The following is an 11,955-nucleotide window of genomic DNA, read 5'->3' on the forward strand; positions in this document are numbered from 1 at the left end:
TTGGGCGCGGTATTTTTTTGTCTGGTGTGGCGCCCAGGCGGGTTCAATAACTCCGCCCATCCTTGTACATCGCATGCTGCCGCCGATTCAGCGTGGCGGCTTCACCCAGGCGGCCCATGGCGGATCCGGCGTGTGCATGGGTGATGGCCATGCCCAGGCCGTCGGCTGCGTCCGTGCCCGGCAGGCCTGGCAGCTGCAACAGCCGCCGTACCATTTCCTGCACCTGGCTTTTGGCGGCGCGGCCGTGGCCGACCACGGCTTTTTTCATCTGCAGCGCGGTGTATTCGGCCACGGGCAGATTGCTGGCCACCAGGGCGGTGATGGCGGCGCCCCGCGCCTGACCCAGCAGCAGTGTGGACTGGGGATTGACGTTGACGAACACGATCTCGACCGAGGCCACATCGGGCTGGTAGCGGGCTGCGACCTCGGTGATGCCGTCGAACAGGATCTTCAGGCGCCCGGGCAGGTCGCCCAGCGCGAGGGTGGTGGTGCGGATGGTGCCGCTGGCCACGTAGCTGAGCTTGTGGCCGTCCATGTCCACCACGCCGAAGCCGGTGGTCTGCAGGCCGGGGTCAATACCAAGGATGCGCATTTGCTCTCGTTTTTATAGCTATTGGGGCAATGGGAACTAGCGCTATCGGCCGATTCTTCTACAAACCGAAGTACCAGCGTGCCGAATGGAAGAACACGGGCGCTGCAAAACACAGCGCATCCACCCGGTCGAGCAGGCCACCGGCACCGGTGACGGACATGCCCTGCATGCCCCAGCTGGTGATGCCGCGGTCGCGTTTGAGTGCTTTCATCACCAGGTGCCCCAGGCTGCCCGCCACGCAGGCCAGCAGCGCCATGCCCAGCGCCTGGCCGGGTTTGAAGGGGGTGATGAAGGTCAGCAGACCGCCTGCCAGGCCCCCGGCGGCCACGCCAGCCAGCCAGCTGGTCCACTGAAAGCTCTGGCTCACTTGCGGCGCCACCGGTTTGTGCGGAAAGCGCCGCCCGAGCAGGTGCTGCACCAGCATGCAGGTCTGCACCACAAACACCAGAAAGAACACCAGAAACGCGCCCTTGTCGCGGTAGCCCGGGAAGTCGAGCAGCAGCAGCGCAGGCACGTGGCTCATGCCGTACACGCAGACCATGATGCCCCACTGCAGCTTGGCATTGCGCTCCAGAAACCGCTGGGGGTCGTTGGCCAGTGCGCTCACCACGGGCAGCGCCAGAAACACGTACACCGGGATGAACACGGTGAACAGGTCAAAGTGCTTGCTGCCCACCAGCCAGAACTGCAAGGGCAGCACCACGAAGAACGCCAGCACCAGGCTGCGGTGGTCGCCCCGGCGCGTTGGCGACAGGGTGATGAACTCGCGCAGCGCAAAAAAGCCCACGATGGCAAACAGCACCGTGGCCACCGTTTCGCCCAGTACCCAGCCGATCCAGAACACCGTGGCCATGACCCAGGAGGTCTTGAGCAGTCCCCAGAAGCGCTTGGCTTCCAGGGCCCGGGCTTCGGCTTCGGGGTCGTCGCTGGCGTGCTCGCGCAGATTGCGCACAAAGGCCCACACGGTGACGATGGACAGGATGCCGAACACGACCAGGAACAAGGCCCCGATCTGCTGGGTGGCGGTGAGGTTGCGCAGGAATTGGTTCATGTCAGCGCGCGCTCCAGGGCGCAGCGTTCGGCAAGGTCAGGGGCTTCGCGCGGGTCATGTTCAGACTTCCCGCAGTGCGATGACGGCGCGGCGCGCGCGGTCGAGGAACGGGCGGCGCTCTTCACCCGCTTCGAGCTGGATGGGCGCGCCAAAGGTCACCGAACACAGGATGGGCACCGGCACTACCTCGCCCTTGGGCATCACGCGCTGCACATTGTTGATCCATGCGGGCACCAGCACCACCTGCGGAAACATCTGTGCCAGCTTGAACAGGCCGGATTTGAACGACTGGGGCTCGTCGCCATGGCCGCGCGTGCCTTCCGGGAAGATCACGATGGAGTCGCCGCTCTCGAGCGCGCGCACCAGCGGGGCCAGCGGGTCGGACTCTGGCAGGGCGGAACGCAACTCCTCGGGGGTTGGCGCGCGCGGCGGGGCTTCGGGCGATGGGTCTGGGCCACCTGCGGCGGCCGTGTCTGCATCGCTCTGTGTGGCTGGTGCCCCAGTGGGCTCGGCCGCCACCAGCGCAACCGGCCGCGCGGGCGTGGCCTGGCGGTCCACATACACGGCGTTGAACACGGCGGTGGTGATCCACTGCCGGAACGGCGTCTTCGTCCAGTAATCCTTGGCAGCGATGGGCCGCGTGATGCTGCGCAGCTCTTCGGGCAGCGCCGCCCAGATCAGCACCATGTCGGCATGGCTCTGGTGGTTGGCAAAGTAGATACGCTGCTCGGCCTTGGGCGGGCAGCCATACCAGCGGGCCTGGGAGCCGGTGAGAAACCGCACGATCCCCAGCAGAAGGAAACTCATCAACTTGGCAAGCATGGCGGGGATGATACGGGCGCCGGGCCTGCATGCCAGGCAAGGACCTGGGCAGCGCTACACCCAGATGCGATAGGCCCAGAAAGCTTCGTCCCCATAGATGCCGTCATACAGCGCCTGCGGTGCATAGCCCGTGATGCGGCGCGTGACGCGGCACAGGTGCGACTGGTCCGAGAACCCGGCGCCCGCTGCGACATCCGCCCATTTGACGCTGCCTTGGGATGCATCGGCCGCGATGGTGTCGAAGAACGCCTGCTCGGCCTTGCCAAAGCCGCGCAGCTCGCGCAGGGGCAGCCCGGCCCAGCGCTTGATGCGCCGCTCCAGCTGGCGCAGGCTGCGGCCGGGGGCCGACAGGGCGGCGCGCTGCGCCAGGTGCGCGGCCCAGTCGCCGTACCGCTGTGTGGGCAATGCCTGGGCGGGGCGGCAGGCTTGCCAGCGGGGCTCCAGGAAGTCCTCCAGGTGCTGCAGGCGGGCCGCGTTGTCGGGCAGGTTCTGCACCACCTCGCACAGCGCCACCCAGTCGGGTGACAGCAGCGATTGCGCGTCTACCATGCGGTCGGTCAGGGCGCCGGGGTCTACGCCGGTGAGCTGGTGCAGCGCGTCGGGCATGAACATCACCATCATGGCGTGCGTGGGCCCCGCGCAGTAGCTGGAAGTGGGGCGCGTCTGCGGGCCTGCCAGCACCCAGCGGCCGGGGTAGGCCTCGCGCGGGCTGTGTTCCGTGGGCATGGTGTCGGGGCGCTCGGCCACCAGGGCCTCGCTGCGGCCTTCAAACCACCAGCTCAGGCTGCACAAGGGGGATGCGGGGAACCGGTTGATGCGCTGCGCATCGCTGAGCGCATGGCCCACCGTGCTGCGCGCCATGGCGGCACGCAGGCAGGCCGTGAGGCTGGCGCGCGGCAGCCACAGTTCCCCCGAGGGGATCAACCCGGCAGGGTGCCGGTGGGAAAGGGGGGCCAAGCTTGCCATGGGGCGCGAGTGTAGGCGACGGGTGCTGTCGCAATCGTTCAATACCGACTCGTCGCTGCGCTGCAGCATGTGGGGCATGAACTCGCCCACAGTCACCACGTCCTCTGTTACTTCTCCCACTCTTCCCCCCACGCCTGCAACGCCACGCGGCCCGCGAACCCGTTGGTGGGGCCTGCCGCTGCTGCGCGCCATGCGGGCCGACTACCTGGGCTTTGTCACCCAACTGCAGCGTGAGCATGGCGACCTCACCCGCATGCGCTTAGGGTATGAAGATGCGTGGGACCTGATGCACCCCGACCTCGTGCGCGAGGCACTCGTCACCCATGCCGACCAGCTCATCCGCTGGGAGCGTGGCATTGCGGTGTTCGAAGAAGTGTTTGGCCAGAGCGTGCTGGTGACCGAAGGCGACACCTGGCAGCGCCAGCGCCGAATGCTGATGCCCGCCTTCACTCCCAAGCGGGTGGCAGGCTACGCACAACTGATGACCGATGCCGCCCGCAGCGCGCTCGACGCTGCCGTGCCCCCGGGCCAGCCCGGCGCCCAGGTGGCCGTGGATGTGCTGTGGACGGACGTGGCCATGGATGTGATCCTGCGCACGCTGTTCAGCACCTCGGCGCAGGCCGATGCGCGCGAGGCCGCCTGGGCCACACAGACACTGGGGGCCACGGCCTACCAGGAGATGTTCATGCCCTTCACTTTGCCCGACTGGCTGCCCCTGCCGGGCAAGGCGGCCAAGCGGCGCGCGATCCGGTCGTTGAAAGGGCTGGTGTGGCGCCACATCCATGCCCGCCAGGCCGAGGTGGCCGCGCCCGGCGCCCCGGAGCGCTCAGACCTGCTGCACATGCTGCTGGCCCTGCGCGACGAGCAAACCGGCGAGGCCTTGTCGGCACAGGAGGTGTTTGACCAGTGCATCGTCAGCTTCCAGGCCGGGCACGAAACCAGCGCCACCACGCTGCTGTGGTGGACCCTGCTCATGGCCCAGCATCCCGAGGCCGCGCAGCGTGCCCAGGCCGAGATTGATGCCGTGCTGCAGGGCGGCACCCCCGGCCCCGAGCATCTGGCCCAACTGCCCTGGCTGGGCGCCACGCTCAAAGAGGCGCTGCGCCTGTACCCTCCGATTGCCGCGCTGATGAGCCGCCGCACCACCGCGCCCATCACGCTGGGCGGCGTGCAGGTGCCCCAGGGCGCCATGCTGCGCATCACCCCCTGGGTGCTGCACCGCGATGCGCGCTGGTTTGCCGAGCCGGACCGTTTTGTGCCTGAGCGGTTTCTGGATGGCGCTCCGTCGATTCCTCGGGGAGCGTGGATTCCGCTCGGCCTGGGGCCGCGCGTGTGCATTGGCCAGCACTTTGCGATGCTGGAGATGACGCTGCTGGCGGCGATGCTGCTGCAGCGCTACACCGTGCGGCTGCCGGTGGGGGGCGCCGTGGGAGCGCCCCGGTTTCAAGTGACACTGCGGCCGGAGGGGGCATCTGCGCTGTGGCTGCAGCGGCGTGGGTGACGCTGCCGACAGCCGGCTTCAGGGCAACTCCGCGCCGCCCATGCGCCCCAGGATCGTGCGCGTGCGCCCCGCCAGATACGCCGACCCCGGCGTTTTCTCAAAGCGCTTGGGCGCAGGCAGCATCACGGCCAGGCGTGCGGCTTCGGCGGTGCCCAGGCGGCTGGCGCTCTTGCGGAAGTAGTGCTGCGCGGCCGCCTCGGCGCCGAACACGCCTTCGCCCCATTCCACGTTGTTGAGGTAGATCTCCAGGATGCGCTGCTTGGAGAGCAACTGCTCCAGCGCCAGCGTGAGCACGAACTCCTGCCCCTTGCGCAGCAGCGTGCGTTCGCCCGACAGCAGCAGGTTCTTGGCCAGCTGCTGGGTGATGGTGGAGCCACCCCGGATCTTGGGCGCACGCACCGGGCGCTCGGGGGCACGGGCCTGCGCCTTGCTGGCCAGGGCTTCGGCCTTGGCGTTGCGCTCCCAGGCTTTTTCGATGGCGTTCCAGTCCACGCCATCGTGGTTCACAAAACCATCGTCTTCCGAGGCGATGACGGCGCGCTTGAGGTGGTCGGAGATGTCCGCGTACGGCACCCATTGCTGGCGCCAGGGCACGTGGCCTTTGCTGGCCAGCAGCGTCCAGGCTTCAGAGCGCTGGAAGGTGGTGGATTGGGGGTTGATCGCCACCATGGCGGCAATGCGCAGCACGAAGAACAGCTGCAACGCCACGAAGGCGATCACCAGCAGTCCCAGCCAGCGCAGCACGGCTTTCATCGGGGCGTCCTCGGGGCTCAGGCCGCAATGGATTGCTGCATTTCGCGCAGCACCTGGGCCGAAGGCGGGCGCACACCGCGCCACAGCGAGAAGGCTTCAGCGGCCTGTTCCACCAGCATGCCCAGGCCGTCACGGGGCTCCGCACCGTGCTGGCGCGCCCAGTCGATGAAGCCTTGCGCTGCGGGGCCGTACATCATGTCGTAGGCCAGAGCGCCCGGGCGCAGCACGCTGGCGGGGACCGGCACACCGCCGCCAGAGAGGCTGCTGGCCGTGGCGTTGATGATCACATCGAAATTGGCCGCTAGCGCTAGTGGATTTTGTGCTGACAGCTCTGCTTTTTGTAGCGCTGCCAGTGCGCTGTGCGACTGCACCAGCGCTTGCGCCTTGGCCAGGGTGCGGTTGGCCACGGTGATGTGGCGGGCGCCTGCCAGCAGCAGCGGGCCCAGCACACCAGCGGCTGCGCCACCGGCACCCACCAGCAGTACGTCGCGCCCGGCCAGCGACAGCCCTGCGTTGTGCGTGATGTCTGCCACCAGGCCCAGGCCGTCGGTGTTGTCGGCGTAGATGCTGCCGTCGGCGCGAAAGGTGAGCGTGTTGGCTGCGCCCGCCAGCCGCACGCGTTCGCTGCACTCGGTCGCCAGGCCCGGTGCGTCGGTCTTGAAGGGCACGGTGACGTTACAGCCGCGCCCGCCCTCTGCCGCGAACGCGCGCACGCCTTGGGCAAACCCGTCCATGGGCACCAGGCGGCGTTCGTAGGCAATGTGTTCACCGGTCAGCTCGGCAAAACGGGCGTGGATGGCAGGCGAGCGGCTGTGGGCGACCGGGTTGCCCATCACGCAGTACAGGTCGGCAGGGGAGGCGGGGGATGTCATGGGTGGCTAGGGCGGCGTGGGGCTGGCGGTACGGGCGGCCGTGCGGTGTGTTCTGTGGGGCGGGCAGGTGGGCGTGGAGGCCTTGGCGGCCGGCGAGAAGGGCCTCGCTGCGCACCCGCCGGGCAGTTACTTCACAACGGTTTCCAGGGTCTGGTCGCGGGTGAACTTGAAGCGCGCCACCATGGCGATCTGGTCGGCCTTCTTGCGCATCTCGGCATCAAAGGCGCCAAACGGCCCTGCGGCGCGGGCAATGGCTTCGGCGCGGCGGTCCAGCGTGCCGTTGCCTGAGCCCTGCACGATCTCCGTGCCTAGCACGCGGCCGTCGTGGTTGACGGTGACGATCATCGTCAGCTCGCCGTACAGCTTGCGCCCGCCCTGCTCCGGGAAGTTTTCGGTGCCCTTGTCCTCGACCTTGCGGCGCAGCGCGTCGTAGTACACGGCGTAGGCTTCCTCGCGGGTGGCGGGGCTGATGTAGCGCTTCTTGGGGCGCGAGTTTTCTTCGTTGATGCGTTTTTCTATCTCGGCCAGCAGCTTGACCAGCTGGCGGCGCTTTTCCTGCTCGCTGGCCTGTTCTCCGCTCTGGCTGGCCTGGCGCAGATCGGGCGCGGGCATGGTGGCCAGCTGCTTGCGCAACTGGGCCAGCAGCTGGGCCTGCTGCTCCTGCATCGCGTCCATCTTGCGCTGGGCTTCTTCGTAGTCGTCACCGATGGTGGTCAGGGCCGAATAGGGCAAGGGGCTGGTGGCCCGGCCCTTCTCTGCATCGCCACCACCTGCCAGGTTGGCCTGGGCAATCGCCTGGGCCTTGTCGGGCCGCTCGTTCGACTTGGCGTTGACCAGGATGACTTCGAGCGGCGTGTCCTGGAACACCCGGTTGAAGCCCTCGGGGTCAATGAAGCGCACGGAGATGAGTGCAGCGTGTACGGCGATGGACACGCCCAGCGCCAGCTGCAGCGTGCTGAAGGTGCGGAGGAAGGCAGGGAGTTTCATCGCCGGCAATTATCAGGGGCTGTCCGGGGCTTAGGCGGCCGGTGCTGCTGCAGTGGCGTCGGCGGGGGCCTCGTTCACGTCCACGGCAATGGCGATGGGCCCCGCCACGGTGTCGTCGTCCTCGGCGTCGTCCACGGGGCCATCGTCGCTGGTGTCGGCGGGGTCGTCCAGGCGCTCGATCACGGTGCCGTGGATGTCGAGGGTGATCTCGTCCACTTCGCCCAGCTTGACCTTGAGGTGCGCACCGCGCGGCAGGTTCTGCGCGCCCAGCACGGGGAAGACCAGCGGAATATCGTCTGCCCGCACCAGGAAACTGCCGCCCGGGCCTTCCTTGAAGACCGTGGCGTTCAGTTCGGTGATGCCGTTCTGCTCCACGTATTTGAGCGTCCAGAAGCGTTCCATGCCGGCCTGGTAGCCGTTGTAGGCGCTGTAGGCGGCGTCAAAGCTGCTGATGATGGAGAACAGGTCGGCGTCCTTGGGCTTGAAGGGCGCGGCCAGCGCGGCCGTCTTGCCATGGCGGGCGCAGGCAATGATCTGCCACTGGTTGACCAGATCGGTGTAGCGCCGCAGGGGTGATGTGGCCCACGAATAGGCTTTGACACCGATGCCTGCATGCGGCAGCGCCTTGGTGCCCATCCGCACCTTCACGCCCGGCGCCATGCTGGCCTGGCTGCGGTAGATGCCAGGCACGCCCAGCTCGGCCATCCAGCTGCCCCAGGTGCTGTTGGCCACGATCATGGCCTCGGCCACGATCAGGTCGAGCGGCGCGCCGCGCTGGCGCACGCTGATCTGCACTTGTTCATCGCCCGTGGGCTCGGCACCGTTGTTGCCGACCAGGCGGAAGTTGTAGTCCGGCCGGTTGAAGTTCTCGGGCTTGCCACGCACCACTTCGCGACGGGCCTTGAGGTCCTTGGCAAGGCGGTGCAAAAAGGATAGCTGCGGGCGCAATTCGGACAAGCGCTGCGGGTCGTTTTGGTGTTCAAACGCGGGGTTGGTGAGCCATTCTTCGGTCACCACCGCATCGAGCAGGTCGTGGCGCAGGTTGGCGGCCACATGCACGCGCTCCAGCCGGGTCTCGGAGCCCTTGAACTCCAGCGTGGCCTCGTCGATGGTCACATATAGAGACACGGCCGGGTTGGCGCGGCCTTCGTCCAGCGTGTAGGTCTGCACCACGTCATCCGGCAGCATGGTGATCTTGTAGCCCGGCATGTACACCGTGGACAGGCGCGCGCGGCCGAGCTGGTCGATGGCGCTGCCGGGCTGGATGGCCAGGCCGGGTGCGGCGATGTGGATGCCCAGCACCACGGTGCCGGTGCCCAGGCCTTGTACCGACAGCGCATCGTCGATTTCGGTGGTCTGCGAATCGTCAATGGAGTACGCCTGGGCGGACGACAGCGGCAGCTCGTCGGCAATGACGGGCGCCGTGAGCGCGGGAAAGCCCGTGCCCTTGGGGAAGTTCTCGAACAGAAAGCGCTTCCAGTGGAACTGGTAGGCCGAATCGATGGCGCCCGCTTTTTGCAGCAGGTCCAGCGGTGCGGTGTGCGTGGCGCGGCTGGCCTCGACCACGGCCTTGTATTCGGGCGCGTTTTTGTCCGGCTTGAACAAGATCTTGTAGAGCTGGTCGCGGATGGGCTGCGGGCATTCGCCGCGTCCGAGCGCTGCGGCCCACTCGTCGATCTGCGCCAGGATGGCCTTTTTCTTCTCGATGGCGGCCAGCGCCTGCTGCAGGATCTCGGCCGAGGCCTTCTTGAAGCGGCCCTTGCCCGCGCGGCGGAAGTAGTGGGGCGCGTCGTATAGGCGGAACAGCGCACCGGCCTGCTGGGCCAGCGTGGCGTTCTCGGAGAAATAGTCTCGCGCCAGGTCGGCAAAGCCAAATTCGTCTTCGGGCGCGAACTCCCAGGCCAGGTCCAGCTCGATGGTCTCGGCCACGGCCTGGGCCTGGGCGACGAGTTCTGCCGGGGCGGGTTTTTCGAACTTCAGGAGGATGTGGGCGGCCTTGACCTTGACCCGTTTGCCCGAGTCCAGCTCCACTTGGGCGGAGGTATCGGCTTCGGACAGGATACGGCCGGCGAGAAATTTGCCGGCTTCTTCAAACAATGCGTGCATGGCGGCGATTGTCCCATGGGCGCCAGCGGGTACCCGGGCAGCCGCGCATATGATCCACGGCGCGCCCTTTCTGCCCGACCTGCCATCCCATGCCCTTTGCCACCATGGCCACGCCGCTGACACTGCTGGCACTGGCGCTGCCGTTCCTGTTCTGCTTCACGCAGGCCCCCATCAACAACTTCTGGCCCCTGCTGGCGTCCTGGGGCTGCGGCGCGGTGCTGGTGCTGCTGGCCCTGGCTCGCTGCGGCAGTTCGCCTGGGCGGTATCAGGAAGGGGAGACCGTGGTTGCGTCAGCCCTGGTGTCGAGCCGGATGCTGGCGGCCGGCCTTCTCGTAGTGGCACTGATCAGTGCAGTCATCGGGCTGCTGCAGTACTTTCTGGGGGACCCTGGCCTGCCAGGAGTGCAGCCCTCCACACTGGGGCAGGCCATTGGCAACCTGCGCCAGCGCAATCAGCAGGCCACGCTGTTGAGTCTGGGCGTCTGGGCGCTGCTGTGGGCCCTGGCTCAGATGCAGGCCCATCTGGAACACCGCGGCGTTGCCACCCCCGTGCAGGGTGGGAAAACCTGGCCCGGGTGGTTGACGGGGTTGCTGGTGGCCTGGGGGCTGGCCTTGCTGGCGATGTCGAGTGCCGCCACGGCATCGCGTACCGGGGCCGCTCAGTGGCTCTTAATGCTGGGGCTGATGTTGTGCTGGCGCGTGTCGTGGGGGCGCCTGGTCCTGGGGCTGGGATTGGTGGGGCTGGTGTTGTATGGCGCAGCGGCCTGGCTGCTGCCCCGCTTGCTGCTGGACTGGACCGGGTTTGCATCGGACGGACTGTTTGTGCGCATCCTCGACGAAGAGCCTGGTTGCACCAGCCGCCGCGTGCTGTGGGCCAATGTGCTGCACCTGATCGCCCAAAAGCCCTGGGTGGGCTGGGGCTGGGGGGAGCTGGACTACGCGCACTACGTCACCGTGTTCCCGGGCGAGCGGTTTTGTGTGTTGCTGGACAACGCCCACAACCTGCCCCTGCACCTTGCGGTGGAGCTGGGCGTGCCGGTGGCGCTGATCTTTTGCGCCGCGGTGGTGGTGTGGGTGCTGCGCGAAAAGCCCTGGCGCGAGACCGATCCAGCGCGGCAACTGGCCTGGGGCATCTTGGCGCCGCTGGGTCTGCACAGCCTGCTGGAGTTTCCGTTGTGGTACGGGCCGTTCCAGCTGGTCACGGTGCTGGCCGTCGCGTTGCTGTGGCGCTGGCAGCTGCCCGGCTGGGCACGCTCGCTGGGCGCACGCCGGGGGGCGGCCGGCATTATCGTGGCCGCGCTGGCAACAGGGGCCTACGTGGGCTGGGATTTTTATCGCGTCGGCCAGTTGTACAAACCGCTCGCCGACCGGCCGCCGTCCCTGCGCCAGGACACCGTTCGCAAGGTGGGTAACACCCCCTTCTTCACCGATCAGGTCGATTTTGCGCTGCTGACCACCATCGAGCTTTCGCCCAGCAACGCGGGCCAAGTCTTTGCCGTGGCCAACAAGCTGCTGCACTTCTCGCCCGAACCCCGGGTGATCGAGCCGCTGATCGAAAGCGCCACGATGCTGGGGCTGGACGACGAGGCGGCGTTTCACCTCAAGCGATACCGTGCTGCGTACCCGGTGGACTATGAGCGGTGGCGGGAGCAGGGTTGGCGGATTTCGTCACACCTCAAGCCCTGAACGGAGGCGCGGCGGACGGCCTCCGCGCATTCAGGCCAGCCGCAGGAACTGGCTCACCAAGGGCAGGTAGTCCGCATAGTTGCCCAGCGCGTGGTCGCCTCCCTCCAGTACCACCTGCTTGGCCTGCGGGTAGCGCCCCACCATCTCGCGCCAGTCCAGCACTTCGTCGCCCTTGGCAACGATAGCCAGCTCAGGGGCTGCGGGCGAGCGACCCCGCATGTCCAGGGCCTGCAACTCGTCGATGTACTCCGGCAGAAAATAAAACCGCTCGCTCGGGTCATGCCAGCTGGTTTGCTCGCCGATGTGGCGGGCCAGGTCGCGTGCCGGGTCCACGGCGGGGTTGAGCATCACGCTGGGGCAACCCGCGTGCTGCGCCACCCAGCTGGCGTAGAAGCCGCCCAGCGAAGAGCCGATCACGGCCATGGATGGCCGGGGCCAACCGGCAATGCCCTGCGCCACCAGCGCCATGGCGGCCCGCGGCGATGGCGGCAACTGGGGGCACCAGAAGGTCACGGAGGGGTGGTGGGCTGCCATGTAGGCCGCAGTCTGGCGGGCCTTGGACGACGAGGGGGACGAGCGAAAACCGTGCAGATACAGCAGGTGGGTGGTAGTCATGAGAC

11 protein-coding genes are annotated in these 11,955 nt (G+C 67.4%); 2 read left to right on the forward strand and 9 right to left on the reverse strand.

What is annotated here, in order from left to right:
* Nucleotides 1–43 precede the first annotated feature (43 nt).
* From ruvC to ATF69_RS16415, 4 genes are read right to left on the reverse strand one after another with little or no spacing between them, the layout of a single operon-like run.
* Nucleotides 44–592, reverse strand: coding sequence for a crossover junction endodeoxyribonuclease RuvC (ruvC, locus tag ATF69_RS16400; protein ID WP_056066401.1), 549 nt, complete (start codon nucleotides 590–592; stop codon nucleotides 44–46).
* Nucleotides 593–650: 58 nt separating this feature from the next.
* On the reverse strand, nucleotides 651–1,643 hold the full coding sequence (locus tag ATF69_RS16405) for a phosphatidate cytidylyltransferase (RefSeq protein ID WP_056066583.1): 993 nt from the start codon (nucleotides 1,641–1,643) through the stop codon (nucleotides 651–653).
* A gap of 60 nt (nucleotides 1,644–1,703) precedes the next feature.
* Nucleotides 1,704–2,465 (reverse strand): lysophospholipid acyltransferase family protein, encoded by a 762-nt coding sequence (locus ATF69_RS16410; protein WP_146871645.1) that lies wholly within the window; start codon nucleotides 2,463–2,465, stop codon nucleotides 1,704–1,706.
* A gap of 54 nt (nucleotides 2,466–2,519) precedes the next feature.
* Nucleotides 2,520–3,431, reverse strand: coding sequence for an AraC family transcriptional regulator (locus ATF69_RS16415; protein WP_244303746.1), 912 nt, complete (start codon nucleotides 3,429–3,431; stop codon nucleotides 2,520–2,522).
* 76 nt (nucleotides 3,432–3,507) lie between these two features.
* Between ATF69_RS16415 and ATF69_RS16420 the strand changes: the two genes are divergently transcribed.
* Nucleotides 3,508–4,932: a cytochrome P450 gene (locus ATF69_RS16420; protein ID WP_244303747.1), complete on the forward strand. Its 1,425-nt coding sequence runs from the start codon at nucleotides 3,508–3,510 to the stop codon at nucleotides 4,930–4,932.
* Nucleotides 4,933–4,950: 18 nt separating this feature from the next.
* Here the strand turns inward: ATF69_RS16420 and mtgA are convergent, their stop codons facing one another.
* From mtgA to ATF69_RS16440, 4 genes are all read right to left on the reverse strand, one after another.
* Nucleotides 4,951–5,685 carry a monofunctional biosynthetic peptidoglycan transglycosylase gene (gene mtgA / locus ATF69_RS16425; protein ID WP_056066393.1) on the reverse strand — a complete coding sequence of 245 codons (735 nt, stop codon included), beginning with the start codon at nucleotides 5,683–5,685 and terminating at the stop codon, nucleotides 4,951–4,953.
* A gap of 17 nt (nucleotides 5,686–5,702) precedes the next feature.
* The gene (gene aroE, locus ATF69_RS16430; protein ID WP_146871647.1) at nucleotides 5,703–6,557 is read right to left on the reverse strand and encodes a shikimate dehydrogenase; all 855 of its coding nucleotides are present in this window, start codon (nucleotides 6,555–6,557) and stop codon (nucleotides 5,703–5,705) included.
* Between the two features lie 126 nt (nucleotides 6,558–6,683).
* Nucleotides 6,684–7,544, reverse strand: a complete 861-nt coding sequence (locus tag ATF69_RS16435) for an energy transducer TonB (RefSeq protein ID WP_146871648.1) — start codon at nucleotides 7,542–7,544, stop codon at nucleotides 6,684–6,686.
* Between the two features lie 30 nt (nucleotides 7,545–7,574).
* On the reverse strand, nucleotides 7,575–9,650 hold the full coding sequence (locus ATF69_RS16440; RefSeq protein ID WP_146871649.1) for a ribonuclease catalytic domain-containing protein: 2,076 nt from the start codon (nucleotides 9,648–9,650) through the stop codon (nucleotides 7,575–7,577).
* Nucleotides 9,651–9,739: 89 nt separating this feature from the next.
* On the opposite strand from ATF69_RS16440, the gene ATF69_RS16445 reads away from it, so the two are divergent.
* Nucleotides 9,740–11,335, forward strand: a complete 1,596-nt coding sequence (locus ATF69_RS16445; RefSeq protein ID WP_146871650.1) for a Wzy polymerase domain-containing protein — start codon at nucleotides 9,740–9,742, stop codon at nucleotides 11,333–11,335.
* Nucleotides 11,336–11,365: 30 nt separating this feature from the next.
* On the opposite strand, the gene ATF69_RS16450 is transcribed toward ATF69_RS16445, so the two are convergent.
* Entirely contained in the window at nucleotides 11,366–11,950 is a 585-nt protein-coding gene (locus ATF69_RS16450) for a YqiA/YcfP family alpha/beta fold hydrolase (RefSeq protein ID WP_146871651.1), read from the reverse strand.
* Nucleotides 11,951–11,955: the final 5 nt, after the last annotated feature.

The organism is Acidovorax delafieldii, assembly GCF_007993815.1.
GTDB classification, from domain to species: Bacteria; Pseudomonadota; Gammaproteobacteria; order Burkholderiales; family Burkholderiaceae_C; genus Acidovorax; species Acidovorax delafieldii.

Bases quoted from the DNA above. Each gene is read 5' to 3' on its own strand.
- mtgA (WP_056066393.1), bottom strand. From the start codon at position 5,685: ATGAAAGCCGTGCTGCGCTGGCTGGGACTGCTGGTGATCGCCTTCGTG.
- ATF69_RS16415 (WP_244303746.1), bottom strand. From the start codon at position 3,431: ATGGCAAGCTTGGCCCCCCTTTCCCACCGGCACCCTGCCGGGTTGATC.
- ATF69_RS16450 (WP_146871651.1), bottom strand. From the start codon at position 11,950: ATGACTACCACCCACCTGCTGTATCTGCACGGTTTTCGCTCGTCCCCC.
- ATF69_RS16420 (WP_244303747.1), top strand. From the start codon at position 3,508: ATGAACTCGCCCACAGTCACCACGTCCTCTGTTACTTCTCCCACTCTT.
- ATF69_RS16405 (WP_056066583.1), bottom strand. From the start codon at position 1,643: ATGAACCAATTCCTGCGCAACCTCACCGCCACCCAGCAGATCGGGGCC.
- ruvC (WP_056066401.1), bottom strand. From the start codon at position 592: ATGCGCATCCTTGGTATTGACCCCGGCCTGCAGACCACCGGCTTCGGC.
- ATF69_RS16445 (WP_146871650.1), top strand. From the start codon at position 9,740: ATGCCCTTTGCCACCATGGCCACGCCGCTGACACTGCTGGCACTGGCG.
- ATF69_RS16410 (WP_146871645.1), bottom strand. From the start codon at position 2,465: ATGCTTGCCAAGTTGATGAGTTTCCTTCTGCTGGGGATCGTGCGGTTT.
- aroE (WP_146871647.1), bottom strand. From the start codon at position 6,557: ATGACATCCCCCGCCTCCCCTGCCGACCTGTACTGCGTGATGGGCAAC.
- ATF69_RS16435 (WP_146871648.1), bottom strand. From the start codon at position 7,544: ATGAAACTCCCTGCCTTCCTCCGCACCTTCAGCACGCTGCAGCTGGCG.
- ATF69_RS16440 (WP_146871649.1), bottom strand. From the start codon at position 9,650: ATGCACGCATTGTTTGAAGAAGCCGGCAAATTTCTCGCCGGCCGTATC.